Origin of the sequence: Herbaspirillum sp. LeCh32-8 (assembly GCF_017814915.1) — a bacterium.
In the GTDB taxonomy this organism is placed as follows: Bacteria; Pseudomonadota; Gammaproteobacteria; order Burkholderiales; family Burkholderiaceae_D; genus Herbaspirillum.
The window spans coordinates 705,316-731,070 of record NZ_JAGIPZ010000001.1 but is presented as its reverse complement, the minus strand read 5'-3'; the positions used below and the strand labels follow the sequence as shown (position 1 = coordinate 731,070).

The 25,755-nt window shown below is 63.7% G+C and carries 24 protein-coding genes; 3 read left to right on the top strand and 21 right to left on the bottom strand.

Going from position 1 to position 25,755, the window contains the following annotated elements; translation table 11 throughout:
- Positions 1 to 22: 22 nt before the first annotated feature.
- A complete protein-coding gene (locus J8I26_RS03395) occupies positions 23 to 769 on the bottom strand; it encodes a hypothetical protein (protein WP_209604032.1) in 747 nt (248 codons plus the stop codon).
- Between the two features lie 418 nt (positions 770 to 1,187).
- Between J8I26_RS03395 and J8I26_RS03390 the strand changes: the two genes are divergently transcribed.
- Both J8I26_RS03390 and J8I26_RS03385 read left to right on the top strand, forming a co-directional pair.
- Positions 1,188 to 1,877: a response regulator transcription factor gene (locus J8I26_RS03390; RefSeq protein WP_209604030.1), complete on the top strand. Its 690-nt coding sequence runs from the start codon at positions 1,188 to 1,190 to the stop codon at positions 1,875 to 1,877.
- 1 nt (position 1,878) lies between these two features.
- Complete coding sequence (locus J8I26_RS03385) at positions 1,879 to 3,309, top strand: ATP-binding protein (protein ID WP_209604027.1); 1,431 nt, start codon at positions 1,879 to 1,881, stop codon at positions 3,307 to 3,309.
- Between the two features lie 115 nt (positions 3,310 to 3,424).
- On the opposite strand, the gene J8I26_RS03380 is transcribed toward J8I26_RS03385, so the two are convergent.
- The 4 genes from J8I26_RS03380 to ppsA form a co-directional block, all read right to left on the bottom strand.
- Positions 3,425 to 4,735, bottom strand: a complete 1,311-nt coding sequence (locus J8I26_RS03380; protein ID WP_209604025.1) for a serine hydrolase domain-containing protein — start codon at positions 4,733 to 4,735, stop codon at positions 3,425 to 3,427.
- Positions 4,736 to 4,752: 17 nt separating this feature from the next.
- Positions 4,753 to 5,664, bottom strand: a complete 912-nt coding sequence (locus tag J8I26_RS03375; protein ID WP_209604023.1) for a stomatin-like protein — start codon at positions 5,662 to 5,664, stop codon at positions 4,753 to 4,755.
- A gap of 47 nt (positions 5,665 to 5,711) precedes the next feature.
- A complete protein-coding gene (locus tag J8I26_RS03370) occupies positions 5,712 to 6,146 on the bottom strand; it encodes an NfeD family protein (protein WP_209604020.1) in 435 nt (144 codons plus the stop codon).
- A 170-nt stretch (positions 6,147 to 6,316) separates the two neighbouring features.
- Positions 6,317 to 8,671, bottom strand: a complete 2,355-nt coding sequence (gene ppsA / locus J8I26_RS03365; RefSeq protein WP_245200029.1) for a phosphoenolpyruvate synthase — start codon at positions 8,669 to 8,671, stop codon at positions 6,317 to 6,319.
- 367 nt (positions 8,672 to 9,038) lie between these two features.
- Here ppsA and J8I26_RS03360 point away from each other — a divergent pair, with 367 nt between their 5' ends.
- Positions 9,039 to 9,893 (top strand): pyruvate, water dikinase regulatory protein, encoded by an 855-nt coding sequence (locus J8I26_RS03360; RefSeq protein ID WP_209604016.1) that lies wholly within the window; start codon positions 9,039 to 9,041, stop codon positions 9,891 to 9,893.
- A 69-nt stretch (positions 9,894 to 9,962) separates the two neighbouring features.
- Here J8I26_RS03360 and J8I26_RS03355 read toward each other — a convergent pair whose 3' ends face one another.
- The 16 genes from J8I26_RS03355 to tsf all read right to left on the bottom strand — a co-directional run bounded on the left by J8I26_RS03355 (position 9,963) and on the right by tsf (position 25,728).
- Positions 9,963 to 10,436 carry a DUF6314 family protein gene (locus J8I26_RS03355; RefSeq protein WP_209604014.1) on the bottom strand — a complete coding sequence of 158 codons (474 nt, stop codon included), beginning with the start codon at positions 10,434 to 10,436 and terminating at the stop codon, positions 9,963 to 9,965.
- A gap of 15 nt (positions 10,437 to 10,451) precedes the next feature.
- A complete protein-coding gene (locus tag J8I26_RS03350; protein ID WP_209604012.1) occupies positions 10,452 to 11,243 on the bottom strand; it encodes an RNA methyltransferase in 792 nt (263 codons plus the stop codon).
- Between the two features lie 12 nt (positions 11,244 to 11,255).
- Entirely contained in the window at positions 11,256 to 11,909 is a 654-nt protein-coding gene (gene rnhB / locus J8I26_RS03345) for a ribonuclease HII (RefSeq protein ID WP_209604010.1), read from the bottom strand.
- A 59-nt stretch (positions 11,910 to 11,968) separates the two neighbouring features.
- The gene (lpxB, locus tag J8I26_RS03340) at positions 11,969 to 13,144 is read right to left on the bottom strand and encodes a lipid-A-disaccharide synthase (protein ID WP_209604008.1); all 1,176 of its coding nucleotides are present in this window, start codon (positions 13,142 to 13,144) and stop codon (positions 11,969 to 11,971) included.
- On the bottom strand, positions 13,128 to 13,916 hold the full coding sequence (gene lpxA, locus J8I26_RS03335) for an acyl-ACP--UDP-N-acetylglucosamine O-acyltransferase (protein WP_209604005.1): 789 nt from the start codon (positions 13,914 to 13,916) through the stop codon (positions 13,128 to 13,130). The genes lpxB and lpxA overlap by 17 nt, the downstream gene beginning before the upstream one ends.
- Before the next feature lie 118 nt (positions 13,917 to 14,034).
- Positions 14,035 to 14,502: a 3-hydroxyacyl-ACP dehydratase FabZ gene (gene fabZ, locus J8I26_RS03330; protein WP_209604003.1), complete on the bottom strand. Its 468-nt coding sequence runs from the start codon at positions 14,500 to 14,502 to the stop codon at positions 14,035 to 14,037.
- The gene (gene lpxD, locus J8I26_RS03325) at positions 14,495 to 15,553 is read right to left on the bottom strand and encodes a UDP-3-O-(3-hydroxymyristoyl)glucosamine N-acyltransferase (protein ID WP_209604001.1); all 1,059 of its coding nucleotides are present in this window, start codon (positions 15,551 to 15,553) and stop codon (positions 14,495 to 14,497) included. The genes fabZ and lpxD overlap by 8 nt, the downstream gene beginning before the upstream one ends.
- Positions 15,554 to 15,692: 139 nt before the next feature.
- The gene (locus J8I26_RS03320) at positions 15,693 to 16,166 is read right to left on the bottom strand and encodes an OmpH family outer membrane protein (protein WP_245200103.1); all 474 of its coding nucleotides are present in this window, start codon (positions 16,164 to 16,166) and stop codon (positions 15,693 to 15,695) included.
- 82 nt (positions 16,167 to 16,248) lie between these two features.
- Positions 16,249 to 18,630: an outer membrane protein assembly factor BamA gene (gene bamA, locus J8I26_RS03315; protein ID WP_209603997.1), complete on the bottom strand. Its 2,382-nt coding sequence runs from the start codon at positions 18,628 to 18,630 to the stop codon at positions 16,249 to 16,251.
- A 185-nt stretch (positions 18,631 to 18,815) separates the two neighbouring features.
- Complete coding sequence (rseP, locus tag J8I26_RS03310; RefSeq protein WP_209603995.1) at positions 18,816 to 20,198, bottom strand: RIP metalloprotease RseP; 1,383 nt, start codon at positions 20,196 to 20,198, stop codon at positions 18,816 to 18,818.
- The gene (gene ispC / locus J8I26_RS03305) at positions 20,195 to 21,367 is read right to left on the bottom strand and encodes a 1-deoxy-D-xylulose-5-phosphate reductoisomerase (protein WP_209603993.1); all 1,173 of its coding nucleotides are present in this window, start codon (positions 21,365 to 21,367) and stop codon (positions 20,195 to 20,197) included. Before ispC ends, rseP begins: the two co-directional genes overlap by 4 nt.
- Before the next feature lie 28 nt (positions 21,368 to 21,395).
- On the bottom strand, positions 21,396 to 22,223 hold the full coding sequence (locus tag J8I26_RS03300; RefSeq protein ID WP_209603991.1) for a phosphatidate cytidylyltransferase: 828 nt from the start codon (positions 22,221 to 22,223) through the stop codon (positions 21,396 to 21,398).
- Positions 22,223 to 22,981 carry a polyprenyl diphosphate synthase gene (gene uppS / locus J8I26_RS03295; protein ID WP_209603989.1) on the bottom strand — a complete coding sequence of 253 codons (759 nt, stop codon included), beginning with the start codon at positions 22,979 to 22,981 and terminating at the stop codon, positions 22,223 to 22,225. The genes J8I26_RS03300 and uppS overlap by 1 nt, the downstream gene beginning before the upstream one ends.
- Before the next feature lie 203 nt (positions 22,982 to 23,184).
- Positions 23,185 to 23,745 carry a ribosome recycling factor gene (frr, locus tag J8I26_RS03290; RefSeq protein ID WP_209603987.1) on the bottom strand — a complete coding sequence of 187 codons (561 nt, stop codon included), beginning with the start codon at positions 23,743 to 23,745 and terminating at the stop codon, positions 23,185 to 23,187.
- Positions 23,746 to 23,858: 113 nt separating this feature from the next.
- On the bottom strand, positions 23,859 to 24,575 hold the full coding sequence (gene pyrH, locus J8I26_RS03285; protein WP_209603985.1) for a UMP kinase: 717 nt from the start codon (positions 24,573 to 24,575) through the stop codon (positions 23,859 to 23,861).
- 265 nt (positions 24,576 to 24,840) lie between these two features.
- The gene (gene tsf / locus J8I26_RS03280; RefSeq protein ID WP_209603982.1) at positions 24,841 to 25,728 is read right to left on the bottom strand and encodes a translation elongation factor Ts; all 888 of its coding nucleotides are present in this window, start codon (positions 25,726 to 25,728) and stop codon (positions 24,841 to 24,843) included.
- Between the last annotated feature and the right edge of the window lie 27 nt (positions 25,729 to 25,755).

Genomic DNA, 25,755 nt, shown 5'->3' with positions numbered 1-25,755 from the left:
GAAATGACCTGAAAAGAGTTGATCAGGCGGTGGTATCGACCAGGTTGCCGGTGGTCTTGCCGGCGGCCAGCTTGCTTTGCAGCGATTGCAGGAAACTCGACAGCGAAGTGCTGCCCGACGACACGCCCAGCGAACTGAGCAGGTTGCTGAAGGCGCTTTCCAACGAGGACACGGAGCTGCCCGAGCTGCTTGAGCTGCCTGAACTGGAGGATGTATCGCTGTCGCTGCCCGACACGGCGGAGATCAGGCTCTTGAGGTCTGCCTCCAGACCGCCTCCCGGTGGCGGCGGCCGGCCGGCGGGAGAATAGGAAGACGCAGACGACGTGCTGCCGGTGGAGGTGCTGCCATCGGCAGCACTGACGCTGGTCGAGTCGCTGCTGTCGGAGGAGGAATCGCTGGAAGACGTCGACGACGGCGGCGGTCCCGGCGGCTGGCCGCCTTGCCCATGCAAGGCCGCCATCAGCTGCTGCAGGAAGGCGTCCAGCTTGGAGTCGACGCTGCTGGAGGAGACCGAGGACGTCGACGAGAGCGAATAGGCGCTGGTCGCGGTGGTGGCGGTGGTATCGCTGTCCAGGCTGATGCCCAGCGACTCCAGCACGTCCTTCAACGCGCCCATCAGGCCGCCGCCCTTGCCGCCGCCCGGAGGCGGTGGCGGCGGCATGTCCAGGCGCAGCGTGGCGCTGGAGGTGCTGCTGTTGAGCGATGACAGGCTCGACAAATCGGCGAGGCTGTAACTGGATGAATTGGACGATACGCTGCTGATGGCCATGGCGCACTCCCTTATAGGTTCTTGTCTGCGATGCCGGGCATCGCTCCCGTTGCGATGTCAGGCATCGCTTGTTCCTACGCCGGAAGTATCGGCCATCGCAGCATGTTAAGTTCGTGCCATCCGCGTAAATGCAGGTAAAGTTTTGTCAGCGCCGAGCATGACCGCGTTTTTTGCGGCACGCCCGCATTGCCGTACGGACATGATCCGGCCGGCGATTCGCCTGAAAAATTGCAAAAAGGAAAAGCTGCAAAATGCGAGCGGAAGTCGCTTGAAATGTTCGCGCGGACGTGGGTAAATGAATGTAAAGATGCAATTGTAAAGACGGTCTGAAACACTTCTGCAAAACCTTTTACGGCATATTAGCGACTGCCGACGCCCGAAGGCCTTAATGCAGGGCAACAAGAATGGAATGCAGCAAATGTCTAAAGTGCTTTTGATCGACGATGATGTCGAACTCGTCGATATGCTCAAGGAATACCTGGAGCAGGAAAAATTTGAAGTCAACGTCGCCTACGACGGCGAAGCCGGCGCTGCCGAAGCGCTCACCGGCCAATACGCCATCGCCGTGCTGGACGTGATGATGCCGCGCCTGAACGGCGTCGACACGCTGCGTCGCATCCGCGCCAAGAGCAGCATGCCGGTGGTGATGCTGACCGCCAAGGGCGACGACACCGACCGCATCATCGGCCTGGAACTGGGCGCCGACGACTACGTCCCCAAGCCCTGCACCCCGCGCGAAATCGCCGCCCGCATCCGCGCCATCCTGCGCCGCGCCTCGGCCGAGAACACCGAACAATCGCCCTACTCCCCGCTGGCCGTCGGCGCCCTGTCGATGTGGCCGGAACAACGCCGCGCCACCTGGGGCGGCCGCCCGCTGGAATTGACCAGCAGCGAGTTCAACCTGCTCGAAGTGCTGGCGCGCAATGCCGGCAAGCCGGTCAGCAAGCAGCACCTGTCGGAGCAAGGCCTGGGCCGCCCGCTGGCGCGCTTCGACCGCAACATCGACGTGCACCTGTCCAGCATCCGCCAGAAGATCGCCGCCCTGGGCAGCGACAAGAGCTGCATCCAGACCGTCTATCGACTGGGCTACCAGTTCATCAAGGAATAAAGTGGGCCGGTTATTCTGGAAGTTCTTCTTCTTCATCGCCATTGCCCAGATCACCGCCACCTTCGGCGTCGGCGTGCTGTTCTGGATCGAGAACCTGGAGCGCAATAACCGCTCCTCGGAAATCGATCTCAGCCCCCCGGCCTCCTTCATGATCCGCTCGGCCGCCGCCACCCTGCAGTTCGGCGGCGCCGAAGCCTTGCGCAGCCTGATCAACGAAGGCCGCCAGAACCGCCTGCAGCTGTATGCGGTGGACGAGGACAACAAGGACCTGATGGGCCGCGATGTGCCGGCCAAGCTGGTGGAAGAAGCACGCGAGCTGCTCAAGACCGAGCAGCACCAGCAGCAACGTCGCGTGGTGGAGTTGGTGAAAGCCGCCAACGGCCACAGCTACCTGATGTTCATCCCGGCCCCCACCGAGGAATTCGGCGGACCCGGCCCGGGCCCCGGTCCGCGCGAAGGCCGCCACATGCGTGAACGCGGCCCGCAGCCGCTGTTCTTCCCGACCATGCCGATCGCCGTGGCCCTGGTGGCCAGCCTGGTGTTCGCATTGTTGCTGGCCTGGTATTTCTCCTACCCGATCCGCCACCTGAAGAATGCCTTCGCCCAAGCCTCCTCCGGCAATCTCGACCTGGAGCTGGAACCGGTGATGAGCTCGCGCAGCGATGAGCTGGCCGATCTCGGCCGCGACTTCGACGCCATGACCGCCAAGCTGCGCACGCTGATGGAAAGCCAGCGCCGCCTGCTGCACGACGTCTCGCACGAACTGCGCTCGCCGATCGCGCGCCTGCAGATGGCCATCGGCCTGGCCCGCGTGCAGGACAAGGACAAGCTGGACCTGACGCTGGAGCGCATCGAGCGCGAAAGCGTGCGCATGGACAAACTGGTGGGCGAGCTGCTGACGCTGTCACGCCTGGAAGCCAACGTACCCGGCTCAATGGAAGAGCCGATCGCGATCCAGGCCATGCTGGCCGACATGATCAACGACGCCAGCTTCGAGGCCGGCGCCCACGGCAAGCACATCGACGGCCAGATCGATTGCCGGGTGCAGATCAAGGGCAACCCGGAACTGCTCTACCGCGCCATCGAGAACGTGCTGCGCAACGCCATCAAGCACACCGCGCCCGACACCACGGTGCAGATCCACACCCAGCTCGACGAGATCAACAAGCTGGTGCACCTGTCCATCCTGGACCGCGGCCCGGGCGTGCCGGAAGACGAGATGAACAGCATCTTCGAGCTGTTCTTCCGCAGCAGCCGCACCAAGAGCAACAGCTCGGGCCACGGCCTGGGCTTGTCGATCGCGCGCCGCATCGTCGATGCGCACGGCGGCTTCATCCGCGCTGCCAACCGTCGCGACGGCGGCTTGCGGGTAGACATCACCCTGCCCTTCATGGCCGACGAGCCGGCCAAGGGGCAGACGCTGGAGTCCTGATCCGCCCGATCTTTTCCGTTTGCTGCAATGCCTGAGCCCCAGGCAAAACGGCCCGCCCTGCGACTGCAAGGCGGGCCGTTTTCTTTGGCGCGCGGGACTTTCCGCGCAGGGCGGATTACTTGCCCACGGCCGGATCGGTCTTGTTGACGATGGCCGCCATCAGGCCGCGCTGCACCGCGGTCTGGAAGGCCTGCAGATCAGCCATGGCCTTTTCAGGCGGGTAAGGAATCGGCAGGCGGTTGAACAGCACTGCCCACGACCAGCCATCTTCGCGCGCCTGCAGGTAACCGTAGCTGCCGGTGGTCAGCGCGCCGCTGTGCGAAAGGATAGTCACGCCGTCCATGCGGGTCACCACCCAACCCAGGCCGTTGTTGTTGTCCGGCATGGCGGCGTTGCGCTGCTTCATCAGCGCCACCGTCTGCGGCTTCAACAAGGCGGGCGATTTGGCGGTGCCTTGCGCGGCATCGACAAAACGCACCAGGTCGGCCGCGCTGGCGACCCAGCCGCCGTGCGCATCCATGGTCGCCAGGTGGAAGCCGAAATACGACTCCGGCCCGGTGGCGCCGCTGCCGTCCTGGTCCGGCACCGCCGGCCAGCGCTGGTCGTCGTAATAGGCCGATTCATTGGCCACGCGCTGGGCGCGCTTGTCGGCGCCGATGACCGCGTCGGTGACCCCGGCCGGCTTGAACACCAGGTCCTGCACCGCCTGCTCATAGGGCTTGCCGGTCTTGTACTCGATGATGCGGCCGAGGATGTTGTAGCCGAAGTTGCTGTAGTGGACCTCGGTGCCTGGCGGCACGTCCAGCGAGCGCTGCTTCAGCATGAAGGCGATCACGTCGCGCGCCGACGCCGGCGCCTTGACATTCATGGTGCGCGCGATGTCGACCAGGTCGTATTGCGGATCGTAGTCGGTCGCGCCCCAGCCGCCGGTATGCTGCAGCAGGTCGCGCAGGGTCACGTTCAGCACGCGCGTGTCGCGCGGGTTGGCGAACTCGGGATAGGCCGAGTCCGGCAGCAGGCCGTCGGGCCCGAACACCTTGCGATCCAGCGCCTGCGGCAATTCGTCCTCGAACAACTTGAGGATCGCCACCGCCGTCACCGGCTTGGCGATGCTGGCGATGCGAAACCGCGTGGCCGGCGTGGCCGGCGTGTTGGTTTCGATGACGGCCAAGCCGTAGCCGCGCTGGTAGACGAATTCACCCTTGTAGGCGATGGCGATGCTGGCGCCCGGGATCGGGTACTTGCCCAGCAGTTGCTCCATCTGCGCGTCGACGCGTTTGGCCAGGGCTTCATTTTGCGCCGGGGCCGGCATCTGCGCCTGGTCCTGCGCCTGCGCTGCGGCCACGGTCAATCCAACTGCGGCAATGCTGAAAGCGGCAGACAGCGCGGCCGGAAGCAGGCGCTGGCGGAGGTGGCGAACAATCATGGATGTCTTCCCGGTTCTTATTTCTGCGTCTTCGCCACCTGCAACGCGGCGGCGATCAGCCCGCTCATGTCGGACAGGTTGGCCGGCACGATGATGGAGTTGTTGGTCTTGGCCAGTTGGCCGAAGGCGGCCACGTATTGCTCGGCCACCTTCAGGTTGACTGCGTCCTCGCCGCCCGGCGACTGGATCGCGGCGGCGGTCTTGCGGATCGCCTCCGCGCTGGCTTCGGCGATCGCCAGGATGGCGGCCGCCTGGCCTTGCGCGCGGTTGATTGAAGCCTGCTTCTCGCCCTCGGACTTGGCGATGGCAGCCTCGCGCTCGCCGGTGGCGATGTTGATCTGCTCCTGCTTGCGGCCTTCGGAGGCGGCGATCAGCGCGCGCTTCTCGCGCTCGGCGGTGATCTGCGCCTGCATCGCGTGCAGGATTTCCTTGGGCGGGGTCAGGTCCTTGATCTCGTAGCGCAGCACCTTCACGCCCCAGTTCTCGGCCGATTCGTCGATGGCGCTGACGATGGCGGTGTTGATGTGGTCGCGCTCTTCGAAGGTCTTGTCCAGCTCCATCTTGCCGATCACCGAGCGCAAGGTGGTCTGGGCCAGCTGGGTGATGGCGGCGATGTAGTTGGACGAGCCGTAGGAGGCGCGCATCGGATCGGTGATCTGGAAGTACAGGATGCCGTCCACCTGCAGCTGGGTGTTGTCCTTGGTGATGCAGACCTGCGGCGGCACGTCCAGCGGGATTTCCTTCAGGATGTGCTTGTAGCCGACGCGGTCGATGAACGGCACCACGATGTTCAGGCCCGGCGCCAGCGTGGCGTGGTACTTGCCGAGGCGCTCCACCACCCAGGCGTGCTGTTGCGGGACCACCTTGACCGTCTGCACGACGAACACGATGGCGATGAAGAAAATGACCAGGGTGACGCTTCCCAGCATGAGGCTCTCCTTAGGTGTGATTCAGGTGTCGGGACCGGATCCCGGATTCAGCGCGGCGCGACGATCAGCCGGCTGCCGCGGATCTCGCGGATGACGAAGGCGCCGGCGGCGGCATGGTGGCCGCCTTGCAGCTCCACGTCCCACATGGCGCCGCGGTATGGCACGCGGGCGATATGCTGGCTGCCGTGCTCTTGCCAGGCCGCCACTTCCACGGTCTGGCCGATGTCGAGCAGGACGTTGGGATCGTCATTGGCGCAGCTCTTGCGCAGGCGGCCGAAGCGGCTGCGTCGCAGCAACAGCACTGCGGCGATGCCGACCACCGCCGCCGCCAACAGCTGCCACTCCAGCAGCGCGCCGGACAACGCCGCCGCACCGCCGGCCGCCACACCCAGCGCAATCATCAGCAGATAGAAGGTGCCGGTGAACAGCTCGGCGCCGATCAGCACGCCGGCCAGCACAAACCAGATGGCCCAGTCCGTCATATGCAATCCCCGTCTATGGAAACACCGGTTTTCCCTCCGGCAAGGGCGGCAATAGTCTACCCCACAATCATGCGCCCAAAAACAAAGGCGCGGACATTTCTGCCCGCGCCTTTGCGTTCGCCGTCATCGACGCCGCCTGCGCGGCGCCGATGCAGGCCATTGCTTCTTGATTACTTCTTGGCCAGCTGCTGCCAGGTGTCGATCACCGTGTCCGGGTTCAGCGAGATGGACTCGATGCCCTGGTCCATCAGCCATTCGGCGAAGTCAGGATGGTCCGAAGGACCCTGGCCGCAGATGCCGACGTACTTGCCCTTTTCGCGGCAGGTCGAGATGACCTTGGTCAGCAGGGCCTGCAGCGCCGGGTCGCGCTCGTCGAAGTCGGCCGCCAGCAGCTCCATGCCGGAGTCGCGGTCCAGGCCCAGGGTCAGCTGGGTCAGGTCGTTGGAGCCGATCGAGAACCCGTCGAAGTGTTCCAGGAACTGCTCGGCCAGGATGGCGTTGGACGGCACTTCGCACATCATGATGACGCGCAGGCCGTTCTCGCCGCGCTTCAGGCCGTACTTGCCCAGCAGACCGATGACCTTCTCGGCCTGGCCCAGGGTACGCACGAACGGCACCATCACCTCGACGTTGGTCAGGCCCATGTCTTCGCGCACGCGCTTCATGGCCTGGCATTCCATCTGGAAGGCTTCGGCAAAATCGTCCGCCAGGTAGCGGGCGGCGCCGCGGAAGCCCAGCATCGGGTTTTCTTCATCCGGCTCGTAGCGCGAACCGCCGATCAGCTTCTTGTACTCGTTGGACTTGAAGTCGGACAGGCGCACGATCACCGGCTTGGGCCAGAAGGCCGCGGCGATGGTGGCGATGCCTTCGGCCAGCTTGTCGACGTAGAACGCCTTGGGCGAAGCGTGGCCGCGCGCCACCGACTCGACCGCCTTCTTCAGGTCGGCGTCGATGTTCGGGTATTCCAGGATCGCCTTCGGGTGCACGCCGATGTTGTTGTTGATGATGAATTCCAGACGCGCCAGGCCGACGCCGCCGTTGGGGATCGACTGGAAGTCGAAGGCCAGCTGCGGGTTGCCCACGTTCATCATCACCTTCAGCGGGATCTCCGGCAGTTCGCCGCGCGCCACTTCGGTCACTTCGGTTTCCAGCAGGCCGTCGTAGATCTTGCCTTCGTCGCCTTCGGCGCAGGACACGGTCACCAGGGTGCCGTCCTTCAGCACGTCGGTGGCGTCGCCGCAACCCACGACCGCCGGCACGCCCAGCTCACGGGCGATGATCGCCGCGTGGCAGGTGCGGCCGCCGCGGTTGGTGACGATAGCCGAAGCGCGCTTCATCACCGGCTCCCAGTTGGGGTCGGTCATGTCGGCCACCAGCACGTCGCCCGGCTGGACGCGTTCCATCTCGGCCGGGTCGTTGATCACGCGCACCGGACCGGCGCCGATCTTCTGGCCGATCGCGCGGCCGGTGGCCAGCACGGTGCCCGAGCTCTTCAGCTTGAAGCGTTGCTGGGCGTCGGTCGCCTTTTGTTGCGACTTCACGGTTTCCGGGCGCGCCTGTAGGATGTACAGTTTGCCGTCGCGGCCGTCCTTGCCCCACTCGATGTCCATCGGGCGGCCATAGTGCTTCTCGATGATGGTGGCGTACTTGGCCAGCTCGACGACTTCGGCGTCGGTCAGCGAGTAGCGGTTGCGCAGCTCGACCGGCACGTCGACGGTCTTGACCGAACGACCGGCCTTGGCTTCGCCGGTGAATTCCATCTTGATCAGCTTGGAACCCAGGTTGCGGCGGATCACGGGCTGCTTGCCCAGCTCCAGCATGGGCTTGTGCACATAGAACTCGTCCGGGTTCACGGCGCCCTGCACCACGGTTTCGCCCAGGCCGTAGCTGGAGGTGATGAAGACCACATCCTTGAAGCCCGATTCGGTGTCGATAGTGAACATCACGCCGGCGGCGCCCACATCCGAGCGCACCATGCGCTGCACGCCCGCGGACAGCGCCACTTCAGCGTGGGTGAAGCCCTTGTGCACGCGGTACGAGATCGCACGGTCGTTGTACAGCGAGGCGAACACGTGCTTCATCGCTTCGAGCACGTTGTCGATGCCGACCACGTTCAGGAAGGTTTCCTGCTGGCCGGCGAAGGATGCGTCGGGCAGATCTTCCGCAGTGGCGGAGGAACGCACGGCGAACGACATCTCGCTGGTCGAGTCGGCCACCAGCTTGTCGTAGAAGGAACGGATCTCCTGATCCAGGCGCGGCTGGAACGGGGTATCGATGATCCATTGACGGATTTCGGCGCCGGCGGCTGCCAGCGAGCGAACATCATCGATATCCAGTCCTTCCAGGCGCGTGGCGATGCGTGCGGCCAAGGTGGGGCCACCGTCGGCGCTGTGCTCAAGGAAATCGCGGAAGGCTTGCGCAGTTGTGGCGAAACCGCCCGGCACGCGAACGCCCGCGCCGGTCAGCTGGGAGATCATTTCACCCAGCGATGCGTTTTTGCCACCGACGGACTCGACGTCCGTCATGCGAAGAGTTTCAAAGGGAGCTACGTATACTGCTGCCCCCTGGGTATTTACTGCGTTGGACATGACAACCCCTAGCTTGATGATAAGAAATCTTCGCGGGTGCGGCATGCGTCTGTTGATTTTTGTTATTCTTCGACGATTGCGACAGCAGTGGCGGCATCGGAGGCAAGCCCAGAGACTTCAGCAAACGCGCGCACGCACCGAGGACGTTTGCCAATGCAAACATCGAAAAATACTCGGCCAAATAGCGCAGGCGGTTGAGGGTCATCAGGATGAGCTGCTCGATTAGTTGCTAGGCATTGTAACCCGTGTAATCATTTTTGTTCATTGCAGCACATTTTTTTTCAAATTTCTTTCCGACAAGACTATGCTCGACCCCATGCCCCTCCCGCGCACCGCGCCGATGATCGCTGCCAACCGTACCGTGTTCTTCGTCTCCGACGGTACCGGCATCACCGCCGAGACGCTCGGGCATTCCGTGCTGAGCCAGTTCGAGCTGCGCTTCAAGCAGGTGCGCCTGCCCTTCATCGACACCCTGGACAAGGCCTACGACGCCACGCGCAAGATCAATGAAGCCTTCCAGGTCGACGGCAAGCTGCCGATCGTGTTCTCGACCCTGGTGAAGTCCGAGTTGTCGTCGGTGATCCGCCAGGCCAAGGCCATGCACATGGACCTGTTCCAGACCTTCGTCGAACCGCTGGAGCAGGAGCTGGAGCTGAAGTCCACCCACACCATCGGCCGCAGCCACAACACCGCGGATTCGGAGGAATACAAGAACCGCATCGAGGCCATCAACTTCTCGCTGGCGCATGATGACGGCCAGTCCAACAAGAACCTGTCGGAAGCGGACGTGATCCTGGTGGGCGTGTCGCGCTCGGGCAAGACCCCGACCAGCCTGTACCTGGCGATGCAGTTCGGCATCAAGGCGGCCAACTATCCGCTGATCCCGGAAGACTTCGAGCGCGAGAAGCTGCCCAGCGGCCTGGTCACGCACAAGAAGAAGATCTTCGGCCTGACCATCGCGCCGGAACGCCTGGCCGAGGTGCGCAACGAGCGCCGACCGGGCAGCAAGTACGCGGCGCTGGAAAATTGCCGCTATGAAATCAATGAGGCCGAGAAGATGATGCGCCGCGAAGGCATCCGCTGGATGTCGTCGACGGCCAAATCGATCGAGGAAATCGCCGCCACCATCCTGCAGGAAGTGAAGCCGGAAACGCGCTGATCCTGGCAGATGGGCGCAAACGCAAAGAGCCGGCAAATGCCGGCTCTTTTGTTTTGAGATCGCGAAAGCTCAGGTGCGCTGGTAAGCGCTCAGCACCCGGGTGCGCTTCTTGGGCCCGCTGATGAAGGTTTCCATCGTGAAACGATCCGCCCCCTCCAGCGTGTAGGCCGCGTTATAGCAATCGGGGCCGCAGATGTGGTCGGCGGCCGGCGCGAGCAGATTGCCTTTCAGCACGTAGCGCTGGTAAGGCTGGGCAACGCGCTCGCCGTCGGCGAACAGTACCTCAAGGTCGGCGTCGTTGAAGCGGTAATCGAAGATGCGGGTAAAAGGAATGGCGCGCGCGCCGGGTGACGGCGGCAGCATGTGCAAGGTCCCGCGCTCGCGATAGATCAGTTGATGGGCCAACTCGCCGCCGACGAACTCACAATCGCCTTGCGCTTGCGCCTGCGGCTCCTCGCGCCCTTCCCAGATGGTCCGGGAAAAACGCCACGCGCCGCGGAAAAAACCCTCCAGCGCCGACACATCGGGGGGAAGAAACGCCACGCCGCCGCCCTCGCCTCAGCCCCGCGCCATGCGCTGGCGCACCTGCTCGAAGAAGCAGACCGCAGCCGCCGCGGCCACGTTGAGCGATTCCATCTCGCCCAGATGCGGAATCACCACCTCGTTGGACGCGGCCTCCTGCAAATGCGGCGACACGCCCTGCCCTTCGTGCCCGAACAACCAGGCGACAGCGCCGGACAGGTCGCAATCGTAGATGGTCTGCGCCGCGTGCGAACTGGTGGCCAGCACCGGGATAGCGGCCTCGGCGCACAGCGGCGCGAGGTCGGCATTCTCGAAGATATCCAGCACGAAATGCGCGCCCATGCCGGCGCGCAAGACCTTGGGCGACCAAGCGGCCGCGGTGCCGGGGGAACAGAAGACTTGGCGCACCCCTGCAGCGGCGGCGCTGCGCAGCACCGAGCCCAGGTTGCCCGGATCCTGCAGGCCGTCCAGCAGCACCGCCGACTCGCTCAAGGCCTGCGGCGTCTTCGGATTGGGCGTGGCGACCAGCAACAGCAGGCCGACGCCGTTCTCGACCTGGCTGATGGCGTTGTAGAGATTGTCCGGCAGGCCCAGGCACAGCACGCGCATGCTTTCGCATTGCGCCAGGATGGGCGCCACCTCGGGATGATGCAACGCGCTCTCGGCCACCACGCACACCTGCGGCGCGCCGCGATGCTGCAGCCATGCCTGCGCCAAGTGCACGCCGTCCAGCAGCGTCTGCCCGGCACGGCGACGCGCCTGGCTGCTGCCGGCCAGCTGCTTCAAGTCCTTGAACTGCGGATTGTCTTTGGAAGTGATGATCTTCATGCGCGCTCCTGCTCAACCCAGCCCGACGGCGCTGCCGCCAGCCACCACGACCGCCTGCCCCGCCAGCAGCGCCTTGACCGGCGCGTAAGAACGACGATGCACCGGCGATACGCCATGCAGGCGCAGCATCTCCAGATGCAAGGCAGTGGGATAGCCCTTGTGGCGGTCAAAGCCGTAATGCGGATAAGTGTCGTGCAAGCTCATCAGCGCCGCGTCGCGCGCAGTCTTGGCGAGGATGGAGGCGGCCGAGATGGCCGGCACCTTGTCGTCGCCCTTGACGATGGCTTCGGAGCGGATGCTCATCACCGGGCAGCGGTTGCCGTCGATCAGCGCCAGCGTCGGCACGGTGGCAAGCGCTTCGACCGCGCGCCGCATGGCCAGCATGCTGGCGTGCAGGATGTTGAGCTCGTCGATCTCCTGCTCGTTACAGGAGGCGATCGCCCAGGCCAGCGCATTGGCCTTGATCTCCAGCGCCAGGCCGTCGCGCGCGGCTTCGGAGAGTTTCTTGGAGTCGCGCAGGCCGGTGACCGGGCGCGCCGGATCCAGGATCACGGCGGCCGCGAACACCGGCCCGGCGAGCGGGCCGCGGCCGGCTTCGTCAACGCCGCAAATGATCTCGCCGGCGTAGTCGAACAGGGACAATGTCTGGGGCGCCGCCTTGGGCATGATGCTTTCCTTCTGTATTCCGGTATGTCTTGAAGCCGTCGCGCCATGCGCGGGGCGGCCTACTTCCTGCGCGCGCCGATGACCTCGCACACGGCGTTGGCGCTTTCACGGCTGGTGTCACGCAGCAGCGCGTGGTGCATGTCGGTGAAACGGCGCACCAGTCGCTGCTGGTGCGCGTGATCTTCCAGCTGGTGCCACATGGCGTCGGCCAAGGCCTGCGGCGTGGCGTCGTACTGCAGCAGCTCGGGCACCAGGAATTCGCGCGCCAGGATATTGGGCAGGCCGACCCACGGCTGGTAGCCCATGTGGCGCATGATCTGGTAGGACGCCCACACCACCTTGTACGAAATCACCATCGGCTTCTTGTACAGCGCCACCTCCAACGAGGCGGTGCCGGAGGCCACCAGCACGGCATCGGCCGCTTCCATCGCGCTATGCGACTGACCACTGATGAGCTTGAGCTCCAGATCCTCGTAATGGCCCTGGCGGATCTGCTCCTGGAAAAAGGCCATCTGGCGCTCGCCGGCCATCGGCGCGACGAACTGCAATTGCGGATCGCGCTGGCGCAGCAAGCGCGCCGCGGCCAGGAAACCTTCGCCGTTGTGCTTGAGCTCGCCCATGCGGCTGCCCGGCAGGACGGCCACCACGCGCCTGCCCTCGGCCAGGCCAAGGCGCGCACGCGCGGCCGGCATGTCCGGCTGCATCGGGATCACCTCGGCCAGCGGATGGCCGACATAGGTCACCGGGATGCCGGCGTTGCGATAGATGCTTTCCTCGAACGGGAAGATCACCAGCATGTGCGACACCGCGCGCGCGATCTTCTTGATGCGCCAGCCGCGCCAGGCCCAGATCTGCGGGCCGATGAAATGCATGGTCGGAATGCCGGCACGGCGCAACTGCTCTTCCAGGCCCAGGTTGAAGCCGGGGTAATCGACGCCGACGAAGACATCGGGACGTTCGGCCAGCAGCTTGTCGCGCAGCGCGTCCTGGATGCCCTTGATCTCGCGGTAGCGCGGGATGACCTCGAACAGGCCACGCACGGTCAGCTTGTCCATCGGCCAGTCGCTGGCGAAGCCCTGCTCTATCATGTGCTGGCCGCCGACACCATGCAGCCGTACGTCGGGCAGACGTTCGCGTATCCCCGCCAGCAAGCGGCTGCCGAGCAGGTCGCCGGAGCTTTCGCCGGCGACCAGCGCGATCGATTGCCTGCGGCTCAATTCAGCGGATGATGCCACGGGTGGAGGCTTCGATGAATTCACGCATGCTGCGGATGTGCGCAGCCGAATCGGCCGACTTGGTCTCCATCTGCGCCAGCGCCTGCTTGGCCTCTTCCAGCGGCAGGTTGGAGCGGTAGATCGCCTTGTAGGCGCGCTTGATCTCCATGATCTGCTCACTGGTGAAACCGCGGCGCTTCAGGCCTTCGCTGTTGATGCCGGCGGGCACCGCGCGGTTGCCGGCGGCGGTCACGAACGGCGGCACGTCCTGGCTGACGGCGGCGGTGAACGCGGTCATCGCATGCGCGCCGATGTGGCAGAACTGGTGCACGGTGGTAAAGCCGCCCAGGAACACATAGTCGCCCAGGTGCACGTGGCCGGCCAGCGTGGCGTTGTTGGCGAGGATGATGTTGTTGGCCAGCTGGCAGTCGTGCGCCAGGTGCACATACGCCATGATCCAGTTGTCGTTGCCGATGCGGGTGGCGCCGGCATCCTGCACGGTGCCGCGGTTGAACGTGACGAATTCGCGGATGGTGTTGCGGTCGCCGATTTCCACCGTGGTCGGCTCGCCGGCGTACTTCTTGTCCTGCGGCGCGGCGCCAATGGAGGCGAACTGGAAGATCTCGTTATCGCGGCCGATGGTGGTGTGACCTTCGACAACCACGTGCGGGCCGATGCGGGTGCCCGCGCCGATGCGCACGTGCTCGCCGATGACGGCATAGGCGCCGACTTCGACGCTGGCATCCAGCTCGGCGCCGGGTGCGATGATGGCGGTTGGGTGAATCTTCGACATAGCGTGTTCTGACTCGATAAGCGCCCCGCTTCGCAGGCGCGCAACATTCAAAGAATCAGGCCCGGCGTCGATCGCGTGAGATCGCCGGCCGGGCCTGCATGCAATACCGTGCAGCCTGTCAGGCGTTCTGGCTGGAATCGGCGACGCTGCGCATGGTGCACATCAGGTCGGCTTCCACCGCCACTTGGCCGTCGACCGATGCGACGGCAGTGTACTTCCAGATGCCGCGCGCGGCGCGGGTGATCTTGACGTCCATCTTCAGCTGGTCGCCAGGGCCGACCGGGCGCTTGAAGCGCGCGTTGTCGATGCCCACGAAGTACACCACGGTGTTTTCGTCCGGCTTGCGACCTTCGGTCAGGAAGGACAGCAGCGCGGCCGTCTGCGCCAGCGCCTCGATCATCAGTACGCCCGGCATCACCGGCACATGCGGGAAGTGGCCGTTGAAGAACTCTTCATTGACGGTCACGTTCTTGATGGCGGTGATCGTCTTGTCCTCAAGGCTCCAGTCCAGCACGCGGTCCACCAGGAGCAGCGGGTAGCGATGCGGCAGGTACTCTTTGATTTGGTTGATGTCGAGGCTATTCATTCTCTTCTTGGTTCTGGTTAAGCGTTTTCAGCGATTTTTCCAACGCCCGGATTTTCTCACGCATCGAGCCCAGATTGCGCACCAATGCGGCGGATTTTTCCCAATCGCGATGCTCGGTGATCGGATAGAAGCCGGTATATTGCCCTGGCTCAAGGATGGAGCGCAGCGCCAGCGTACCGGCCGAGACGTGCACCCGGTCGACGATGGTGATGTGGCCGTGGATCATCGCCGCGCCGCCGATCGAGCAATACTTGCCGATCTTGGCGCTGCCGGCGATGCCGGCACAGGCCGCGATCGCGGTGTGCGCGCCGATATGGCAGTTGTGCGCGATCTGGATCTGGTTGTCGAGCTTGACGCCCTCCTCGATCACCGTGTCGGCCAATGCGCCGCGATCAATGGTGGTATTGGCGCCGATTTCGACGTCGTCGCCGATCATGACGCGCCCCACCTGGGGAATCTTGATCCACTGCCCGGCTTCGTTGGCGAAGCCGAAGCCGTCCGCGCCAATCACTGCCCCCGAATGCACGATGCCGCGCGCGCCGATCTGGCAGGCGTGCTGCAGGGTGACGCGCGCGTGGAAATGGGTGTCGTCGCCCACCCTGGCGTCGCGACCGATGAAGCTGCCGGCGTCGATGCGGGCACGCTCGCCGATCACGGCGCCGGCTTCGATCACCACCTGCGGGCCGATCACCGCGCTCGCAGCGACGGTTGCGGCAGGATCGACCACGGCGCTGGCATGAATGCCGGCCGGGGCCGCTACTTCGGACAGCGTCTGGAACAGCTGCGCGGCGCGGGCGAAATAGGCGTACGGGTTCTTGATGACGATACGGGCGCCGGCATAGCCCTGCACCTGGGCGTCATCCGCCTCCGACAGGATCAGCGCCGCCGCCTGGGTCTGGTCGGCCTGCGCGCGGAACTTGGGATTGGAGAGGAAGGTGATATGGTTCGAACCCGCGACGTCCAGCGGTGCGATGCCTTGAACCTCGAGGTTCGCATCGCCCTTCAACTGTCCGCCCAAGCGCTCGACCAATTGTGCTAGCCGAATACTCATCTTGGCCTTCCGATTGATATGCGTTGCTTCAAATACAAAATCGCCACCGCGACGCATTTCTGCGCGACGCGGCGGCCCTTCAAGCGACATGCGGGCGCGAAGGCGTTGCCACCCTCGCGCCCGCATCAGGAAACTGCAATTACTTCGCCAGTTCCTTCAGTACCTTGTCGGTGATGTCGATACGCTTGCTGGCGTAGACCGCTTCCTGGAACACGATGTCGTACTTTTCAGCTTCGGCGATCTGACGGATCACCTTGTTGGTACGCTCCAGAACCACGGCCAGCTCTTCGTTGCGGCGCTGGTTCAGGTCTTCGCGGAATTCACGCTGCTTGCGCTGGAACTCCTTGTCCAGATCGGACAGGTCACGCTGACGCTTGGCGCGGTCGGAGTCCGACAGCACCGCGCCGTCCTTGTCCAGCTTTTCGGATTGGGTCTTCAGGCGTGCAGCCATGTCTTGCAACTCGCGGTCACGCTTGGCGAATTCCGCTTCCAGCTTGGATTGCGCGGCCTTGGCAGGCGCCGCTTCACGGAAGATGCGCTCGGTGCTGACAAAAGCGATCTTGGAGCTTTCCTGTGCGTGCACGGCGGTGGCGCTCATCAGGCAGGCCGCCATCACGATGGTTTGCAGGGACACGAACGATTTGGTGATGAACTTCAAGGTTGTTCTCCGTATTACAAAATTCAAAGATGCCAGCTTAGAAGCCGGTACCCAGTTGGAACTGGAAAGTCTGAGACTTGTCGCCGTCCTTCAGGTTCAACGGTTTGCCGTAGCTCAGCTTCAGCGGACCGATCGGCGACACCCAGCTGATACCGACACCGGCCGAATAGCGCAGGTCGTTGAACTTGATGTTCTCGCGATCAGCGAAGACGTTGCCGCCGTCGAAGAAGGTGAACCAACGCAGGGTACGATCCTGGCCCGAACCCGGGAACGGGAATTGTAACTCCGCATTGGCGTAGACACGAGAGGCGCCACCCATCGAGTCGCCGTACTGGTCCTTGAGGCTACCCAGCGAAGACGATTCATAGCCGCGCACGGTGCCAATACCGCCCGCATAGTAGTTCTTGAACACCGGATACGCCTTGCCGCCGAAACCGCGGCCGTAATCCAGCTCGCCGTTCAGCGCCAGCGTCACCGCCTTGCTGAAGAAGGGCTGGAAGTACTGGTGCTGGTAGCTGGCGCGATAGTATTTCAGCGTACCCAGCGTCGACAATTCCAGGTTGGCGCGCTGGTAACGACCGGAAGTCGGCACCAGGGCGCTGTCGCGGCCGTCGCGCTGCCACGCGATGGTCAGCGGGATGCTCACGGTACGGGCGCTGCCCACGCCGCAAGTGGCCGTGGAGGAAACGTCGGTCACCGAGCAACCGGCCGCGCCGGCGCCGCCGAAGTCACGCACGTACTGACGATACAGCGAGGGGCTGGTGTAGTCGGTGCTGACATCGGTGTTTTCGATGCCGATGCCGAAGAACACGCGATCCAGCTCCGAGAACGGCACGCCGAACTTGACCGCGCCGCCCAGCGTCTTCACGCGGTAGTCACCGGTCTGGTAGGTCGAAGGACGCACCGTGCGCAGGTAGACTTCATAGGTGCGGCTGATGCCGTCGTCGGTGAAATACGGGTTGGTGGTCGACACCGCGATGGTGCGATAACGCGTGCTGGTGTTGATGTCGATACCGACGGTGTTGCCGCTGCCGAAGGCGTTTTCCTGCGAGATCGAGCCGGTCAGGCTGAGCTTGTCGGACTGCGAGAAGCCGGCGCCCAGCATGATGTTGCCGGTCGGCTTTTCTTCAACCTTCATGTTGACGTCGACCTGGTCGTTGGCGCCGGCCACTTCCGGCGTGTCGATGGTGACTTCCTTGAAGTAACCCAGGCGGTCGACGCGGTCGCGCGAGAGCTTGATCTTTTCGCCGTCGTACCAGGAGTCCTCGAACTGACGGAATTCGCGGCGGATGACTTCGTCGCGGGTCTTGGTGTTGCCGGCGACGTTGATGTGACGTACGTATACGCGCTTGCCCGGGTCGATCATGATGGTGAAGGCGACTTGCTTCTTCTCGCGATCCACGTTCGGGTTGGCGTTGACGTTGGCGAATGCGTAACCGAAGTTACCCAGGCGCTCGCCGATTTTTTTGGTGCTGTCGGTCAGCTTGGAGCCTGAATAGACATCACCCTTCTTCAACTGCATCAGGGAGGACAGTTCCTGGTCCATGCCGAACATCTCGCCTTCCAGCTTGACGTCGGAGACGGTGTACTTCTCGCCTTCCTTGATGTTGACGGTGATGTAGATGTCCTTCTTGTCCGGCGTGATCGACACCTGGGTCGATTCGACCTGCATCTCCAGGTAACCGCGGTCCAGGTAGTACGAGCGCAGGGTCTCGATGTCGCCCTGCAGCTTTTCCTTGGAATACTGGTCGGCCTTGGTGTACCAGGTGAACCAGCCCGGGGTGGTCAGTTTGATCTGGTCGCGCAGGGTGCTGTCGGAGAACACCTTGTTGCCGACGAAGTTGATCTGCTTGATGCGCGAGACATCGCCCTCGTCCACGGTGAAGGTGATCGCCACGCGATTGCGCTCGACCGGGGTCACGGTGGTCGTCACCTTGGCGCCGTACAGGCCGCGCGACAGGTACTGACGCTTCAGTTCCTGCTCGGCCCGATCCACCTGGGAACGGTCGAAGATGCGCGAATCGGCCACGCCGATTTCCTTCAGGGCCTTGGTCAGCTGCTCTTTGTCGAACTCCTTGATGCCGGAGAAATCAACGCTGGCGATTGCCGGACGCTCCACCACCTGCACCACCAGCACGTCGCCTTCGGACTCGATGCGCACGTCGCGGAAGAAGCCGGTGGCATACAGCGCCTTGATGGCTGCGGTGCCCTTTTCATCGTTGAAGGTATCGCCCACGCGCACCGGCAGGTAGCTGAAGACGGTGCCGGCTTCGGTACGCTGGATGCCTTCGACGCGGATGTCCTTCACCACGAACGGCGTGACCGCCATGGCTTGGCTGGAGCACAGGGCGAAAGCGGCTGCGGCGATCAGGCGACGGGAAAGTGTCGGGATGGGATATTGCGCAGGGTGTAATTTCATCTATCGTTCATCAACAGTGTTTTCGCTGCGGCACTGCCTGACATGATGCTGGTAAGCAATTGGAAACGGAATCGCAATCCATTGCCAATTGCTTAACAACTGCCATCGGGGTTGGCCGGCAAATGTAAAAAATCCGGTCGTTTGATCCGAACCGCCTTTGAGGCGGGTCGAACGTCAGGCCGGATCTATCCTTGGAACATCAAACGCACGATGTCGTTGAATGCAGCGACAAGCATCAGCGCCATCAGTATTCCCAGGCCGGCACGCTGCGCGATTTCCCCAAACCGCTCGGAAACGGGCCGCCCTGTCAAAATCTCCAGCGCATAATACAGCAAATGACCGCCATCTAAAACCGGGATCGGCAAGAGATTCATCACTCCCAGGCTGATGCTGATGAAAGCCAGGAAGCTGAGGTAGCTGACCAGGCCCACACGGGCGGTCTGGCCGGCGTAATCGGCGATGGTGATGGGGCCGGTAATATTCTTCCACGAGACCTGGCCGACGATCATCTTGCCGATCATCTTGATGGTCATGACGCTGGTGTCCCAGGTGCGGCGGGCGCCCTTCGAGACCGCCTCCAGCGGGCCGTCGCTGATCGTTGCCATCTCCGGCGCCAGCGGCACTTCCACCTTGATGCGGCCGATGGACTTACCCGAAGCGCTGTCCTCCACACTCTCCGGCGTCACCGTGAGGTCGAAGGCCGCAGCGCCGCGCATGCCATGCAAGGCCAGGGGCTTGCCGGCGGACTCGCGCACCCTCTCGACAAACGCCAGGCCGTCGCGCACCGGCGCGCCGTCGATGGCGAGGATCCGGTCGCCGCTCTGCAGGCCGGCGCTCTTGGCCGGGCCGTCCATGATCTTGCCCAGCACCGCCGGCGGACGCGCCAGCGCCAGACCCAGCTTGGCGAGAAAATCTCCCTCCAGGTCATTGCTGCCGATGCCGCCCAGACGCAGGGTCACGGTGTTGAGCAGCTTGCCCTGCCCGCTTGATTCGGGCGGATTGGGACGTTCGACGTCGATGCGGGCGTCGCCCTTTTCCAGCACCAGCTGCATCAGCTTCCAGCGCACCTCCGACCACACCTGCACCGGCGCGCCGTTGATGGCGGTGATGCGGTCACCCGCGCGCAGGCCGGCCTGGTACGCCGCCGTCTGTTGCTCGGCGCCGCGCAGCACGGGCACGGGCTCCGGCACGCCATGCATGTAAAGTCCTGCAAACAGCAGGATCGCCAGCAGGAAATTGGCAATCGGGCCAGCCGCCACGATGGCGATGCGACGCCACACCGACTGGCGGGTGAATTCGCGCTTGAGGTCTTCCGGGGAAATGTCCTGCAGGTCTTGCTCGCGTGCGTCGAGCATCTTGACGTAGCCGCCCAGCGGCAGGATGGACAGAGCCCACTCGGTCTGGTCGCGGCCGAAGCGGCGCGACCAGATGACGCGCCCCATGCCCACCGAGAATCGCAACACCTTCACGCCGCACCAGCGGGCCACCAGGTAGTGTCCCAGCTCGTGCACCACCACCAGGGTGCCGAGGGCGACGAAGAAAGCGATCAGGGTATGCAGCAGCGTCATTGGGAAATCAGGGCTTCAGCCCGGGCGCGCGCCGCGGCGTCCTGCTCCAGCAAGGCGTCGATATCGGCCGCTTGCCGGTTGGGAATGGCGGACATCACCCGTTCTATCAATTGATCGATCATCCTGAAACCAATCCGGCGATCGAGGAAGGCCTGCACCGCCACTTCATTGGCGGCGTTCAGGATCGCGGCCAGCGTACCGCCGGCGCGCAAGGCATCATACGCCAGTTTCAGGCAGGGAAAGCGCTGGAAGTCGGGTTGACTGAACGATAACTGCGCGATCTGCGCCAGATCCAACGGCGCCACGCCGGAGGCGATGCGCTCCGGGTAAGCCAGCGCGTTGGCGATGGGGGTGCGCATATCCGGATTACCCAGTTGCGCCAGCACCGATCCATCCGCATAGGACACCATCGAATGAATCACGCTCTGCGGATGGATCACCACCTCGATCTTGTCGGCCGGCGCGCCGAACAGCCAATGCGCCTCGATCACCTCCAGACCCTTGTTCATCATGGTGGCGGAGTCGACCGAAATCTTGCGCCCCATCACCCACTTCGGATGCGCTACAGCCTCCTCTACCGTGACTTCGCCCAGCGTGGCGACATCACGGGTCAGGAACGGGCCGCCGGAAGCGGTCAGCAGGATCTTTTCCACGCCATGCGCCGGCAGCGAACGGGTATAGCCCGGCGGCAGGCACTGGAAGATGGCGTTGTGCTCACTGTCGATGGGCAGCAGGCTGGCGCCGTTGGCGGCGACCGCGTCCATCAGCAGCTGACCGGAAATCACCAGCGACTCCTTGTTGGCCAGCAGGATCTTCTTGCCGGCCCGGGCCGCCGCCAGCGTGGAGGCCAGGCCGGCCGCGCCGACAATGGCGGCCATGACCATGTCGCAGCCGTCGGCCGCGGCGATATCGCACAGCGCCTGCGGGCCGTAGGCAACGTCGGTGGCAAGATCACTGGCGCGCAGCAAGGCTTCCAGTTCGGCGGCCGCAGCGGCCGAGCCGACCACCGCCACTTGCGGGCGGAAGCGCTGGCACTGGTCGGCCAGCTCGGCCACGCGGGCGTGCGCGCTCAGCGCGTAGACGCGGTAGCGGTCGGGATGGCGCGCGATGACGTCCAGCGTGGAGACGCCGATGGAACCGGTGGAGCCGAGGATGCTGATGGACTGCATGGAATTTCCGGGAGGAGACCGGCGGCGCTTAAGCGGCCGCCAGCCAGAGATCGATCAGTGCCGCCAGCGGCAGCACGGGAATGAGGGCATCGATGCGGTCGAGCACGCCGCCGTGCCCGGGCAGCAGGTTGCTGCTGTCCTTCATACCGGCGCGGCGCTTCAGCTGCGACTCGAACAGGTCGCCCACCACGCTGGCGGCGACCATCACGGTCAGCACGGCCACGAAGGCCATCCAGCCCCAGCGGTTGAACAGGCGCAACTGGAAGGTCTCGCCGGCACCCAGGGACATCGCGACTGCGGCGGAAATGACCAGCACCGCCAGCCAGCCGCCGATGGCGCCCTCCCACGACTTGCCCGGGGAAATCGACGGCGCCAGCTTGTGGCGGCCGAAGCCCTTGCCGGCAAAATAAGCGCCGATATCGGCGACCCAGACCACCGCCATCACCGACAGCAGGTACAGCGGCGCACGCTGGAACAGGTCGACGATAGCCACAAAGCAGCCGAGGATGGACAGCATGTAGGTGCCGTTGAGCAGGCGGTTGGCGAAGGCCTCCGCCTTGGGCAGCCCCAGCGCCAGCGCCGGGGTGAAGCGTATCGCCCACAGCACCACGCACAGCACGTACAGCGGACGCACGCTGGGCAGGCCGCTGAAGAACAGGATTACGCAGAAGGCCAGCGTCCACACCACCGCCCACACTGCGGGGCGCGGGCTCTTGAACAGGCGAAAACACTCCCAGGAGCCGGCGGCGAAGAACACCAGCGCCGCCATGGCAAAGGCCGGGAAGTAGTCGAAATACAGGATCGGCAACAGGATTGCCAGCAGGATCAACGCCGTGATGACACGCGTCTTGAGCATCAGGAAGCCTTTTTCTGGTCCAGCACTTGCGCGCTGGTGCGCCCGAAGCGGCGCTCGCGTTGTTGGTACGAGGCAATGGCCAGGTCGAGCGCTTCGGCGCCGAAATCAGGCCAGAAGGTATCGGTGAAGTACAGCTCGCTGTACGCCAGCTGCCACAGCAGGAAGTTGGAAATGCGCTGCTCGCCGCCGGTGCGGATGAACAGGTCGGGCTCGGGCGCATAGGCCATCGCCAGGTAAGGCGCCAGCGCTTCTTCGGCGAAATCCGAGGCGCCGGGATTGGCCTTGATCATCTTCGACACCGCCTGCATCACATCCCAGCGGCCGCCGTAGTTGGCGCACACGGTCAGGGTCAGGCGGGTGTTGCCCGCAGTCTGGGCCTCGGCCTTGGCTGCCATTTCCTGCAATTTGGGATCGAAGCGACTCATGTCGCCGACGATCTTCAGGCGAATGCCGTTGACCGCCATCTTCCCTACCTCGCGCTCCAGCACGGTCATGAACAGGCGCATCAGCACCGACACTTCGTCGGCGGGACGGCGCCAGTTCTCGGAACTGAAGGCGAACAGCGTGAGGAATTCGACGCCGCGCACCGCGCAGGCCTCGACGATGGAGCGCACCGCGTCCACGCCCTTGGCGTGGCCCGCTACGCGCGGCAGGAATCGTTTGGTTGCCCAACGTCCGTTGCCGTCCATGATGATGGCAACATGACGCGGAACCGCGGAGATATCCGGAACCGCAAGAGTTGAGCTCTGATGCTTCATGAAAAATTATTTAGTGCATTAATGGCGTTGAGCCGCACCATGGTAGCGGGCTGCTGGGACTTTGACAAACCAGGCCGATGATAAATCCGCCCTGTCTGCACCGGCAGCCTTCCCGCTGCCCGCCGCACAATTCCTTTTTTGTTTCTGATTCTGTGCCGCGCGGCCGTCATTGCTCCGGCCGCGCGCAGGCCCTGCAAGGACGGTCACACCGTCATCACTTCCTTTTCCTTCTCGCCGACCAGCTTGTCGATCTCGGCGACGAACTTGTCGGTCAGCTTCTGGACGTCGTCCTGGCCGCGACGCTCGTCGTCTTCCGAGGCGATCTTGTCCTTGACCAGCTTCTTCAGGCCTTCGTTGGCTTCGCGACGGATATTGCGGATCGCGATCTTGGCATCTTCCGCCTCGCCCTTGACCAGCTTGACCATTTCCTTGCGGCGCTCTTCGGTCAGCGGCGGCATCGGCACGCGGATCAGCTCGCCGTGGGTGGCCGGGTTCAGGCCCAGGTCGGCTTCGCGGATCGCCTTCTCGACGACGGCGACCATCTTCTTCTCGTACGGCTGCACGCCGATGGTACGGGCGTCGATCAGGGTCAGGTTGGCGACCTGCGACAGACCGGTCGGGCTGCCATAGTAGTCGACCATGACCTGGTCCAGCAGGCCGGTGTGCGCACGGCCGGTACGGACCTTGGCGAGGTTGCCCTTGAGCGTCTCGATCGACTTGCTCATCTTCTGTTCACTGTTTTTCTTGACGTCAGCGACACTCATGCTGCTCTCCTAACTTGATGCAATAACTTGTCTTGAAGGCAAATGCCCGGTGGAAAGCGGGCATTGTAAACGGGAATACCGGCACGCGGCCGGTTTTATCTGCCGCCCGACGATCAGACGTGAACCAGCGTGCCCTCGTCGTCGCCCATGATCACGCTCTTGAGCGCGCCCGGCTTGACGATGGAAAACACCTTGATCGGCAGCTTCTGGTCGCGGCACAGCGCGAAGGCCGTGGCGTCCATCACCTGCAGGTGCTTGGCGATGGCCTCGTCGAAGGAGATCGAGGTATAGCGGGTGGCCGAAGGATCCTTTTTCGGGTCGGCGGTATAGACGCCGTCGACCTTGGTCGCCTTCAGCACGATCTGCGCGCCGATTTCCGAACCGCGCAGCGCGGCGGCGGTGTCGGTGGTGAAGAAGGGGTTGCCGGTACCGGCGGCGAACACCACGACCTTGCCCTCTTCCAGGTACTGCAGCGCCTTCGGGCGCACATAGGGCTCGACCACCTGTTCGATGCCGATGGCCGACATCACGCGCGCGGTCAGGCCGGCCTGGCGCATGGCATCGGCCAGGGCCAGCGAGTTCATGACGGTGGCGAGCATGCCCATGTAGTCGGCGGTCGCACGATCCATACCCTGGGCGCCGGGCGCCACGCCGCGGAAAATGTTGCCGCCGCCGATCACGATCGCCAGCTCCACGCCCAGTTTGCTGATTTCTGCCACATCCGCGACCATGCGTTCGATGGTCGCGCGATTGATACCGTAGGCGTCGTCGCCCATCAGTGCTTCGCCGGAAAGTTTGAGGAGTACGCGCTTATAAGCAGGTGTTGTCATTGCAGGGCTCCGTGTTCTATCCGATTTTGAATTGCCATTGACGCTTCCTGCACCTGTTTCCGCGCGGGCGAAACGGCGCTGAATCGCCGCGAAAACAGGTCAGGACGCTTGAAGTGTACTGCTGCGCCCTATTGTTCTTTTTGCCACCTGCCGTCGGCCGTTCGCGAGTGGATCACGAAGGCCATGACAGTAGATGCAGCTTTCCCCAAAAGTTCCGGGGCCAGCTTAAAAAAACGGGCCTCTCGGCCCGCTTTTCTTACAACGCTTACTGAGCTTGTTTTGCTGCAGCCACTTGCGCTGCCACTTCGGCGGCGAAGTCGTCCTGCTTCTTCTCGATGCCCTCGCCCACCACGTACATGGCGAACGACTTCACGGAGGAGTTGGCTGCCTTCAGCATCTGCTCGACGCTTTGCTTGTCGTTCTTCACGAAAGCCTGGTTGAACAGCGACACTTCCTTCAGGTACTTCTGCACCGAGCCTTCAACCATCTTGGCGACGATGTCGGCCGGCTTGCCCGATTCAGCAGCCTTCAGTGCGGCGACCGAACGTTCCTTCTCGATCAGTTCGGCCGGCACTTGCTCGGACGACAGGGCGACCGGCTTCATGGCGGCGATGTGCATTGCCACGTCCTTGCCGACTTGCTCGTCAGCGCCGTCGAACTCGACGATCACGCCGATACGGGTACCGTGCAGGTAGGACACCAGCTTGGCCGGGGTCTCGAAGCGCTGGAAGCGGCGGAACGACATGTTTTCGCCGATGCGGCCGATCAGTTCGGTGCGCAGTTCTTCCAGGGTCTTGCCGTCGGCCAGCTTGCAGGCGCCCAGGGCGGCCACGTCGGCCGGGTTCTGCTCGACCACCAGCTTGGCGGCGGCTTCGACCAGACCGATGAACTCGTCGTTCTTGGTCACGAAGTCGGTTTCGCAGTTCACTTCGACCAGCGCGCCGACGTTGCCGGCGATGTAGGTCGAGATCACGCCTTCGGCGGTGATACGCGAGGATGCCTTGGAAGCCTTGCTGCCCAGCTTGACGCGCAGGATCTCTTCGGCCTTGACCAGATCGCCGTCGGCTTCGGTCAGCGCCTTCTTGCATTCCATCATCGGCGCATCGGTCTTCGCGCGCAGTTCACCTACCATTGCTGCGGTAATTGCCGCCATACTATTCTCCTGACTTGGAGGTGCTCC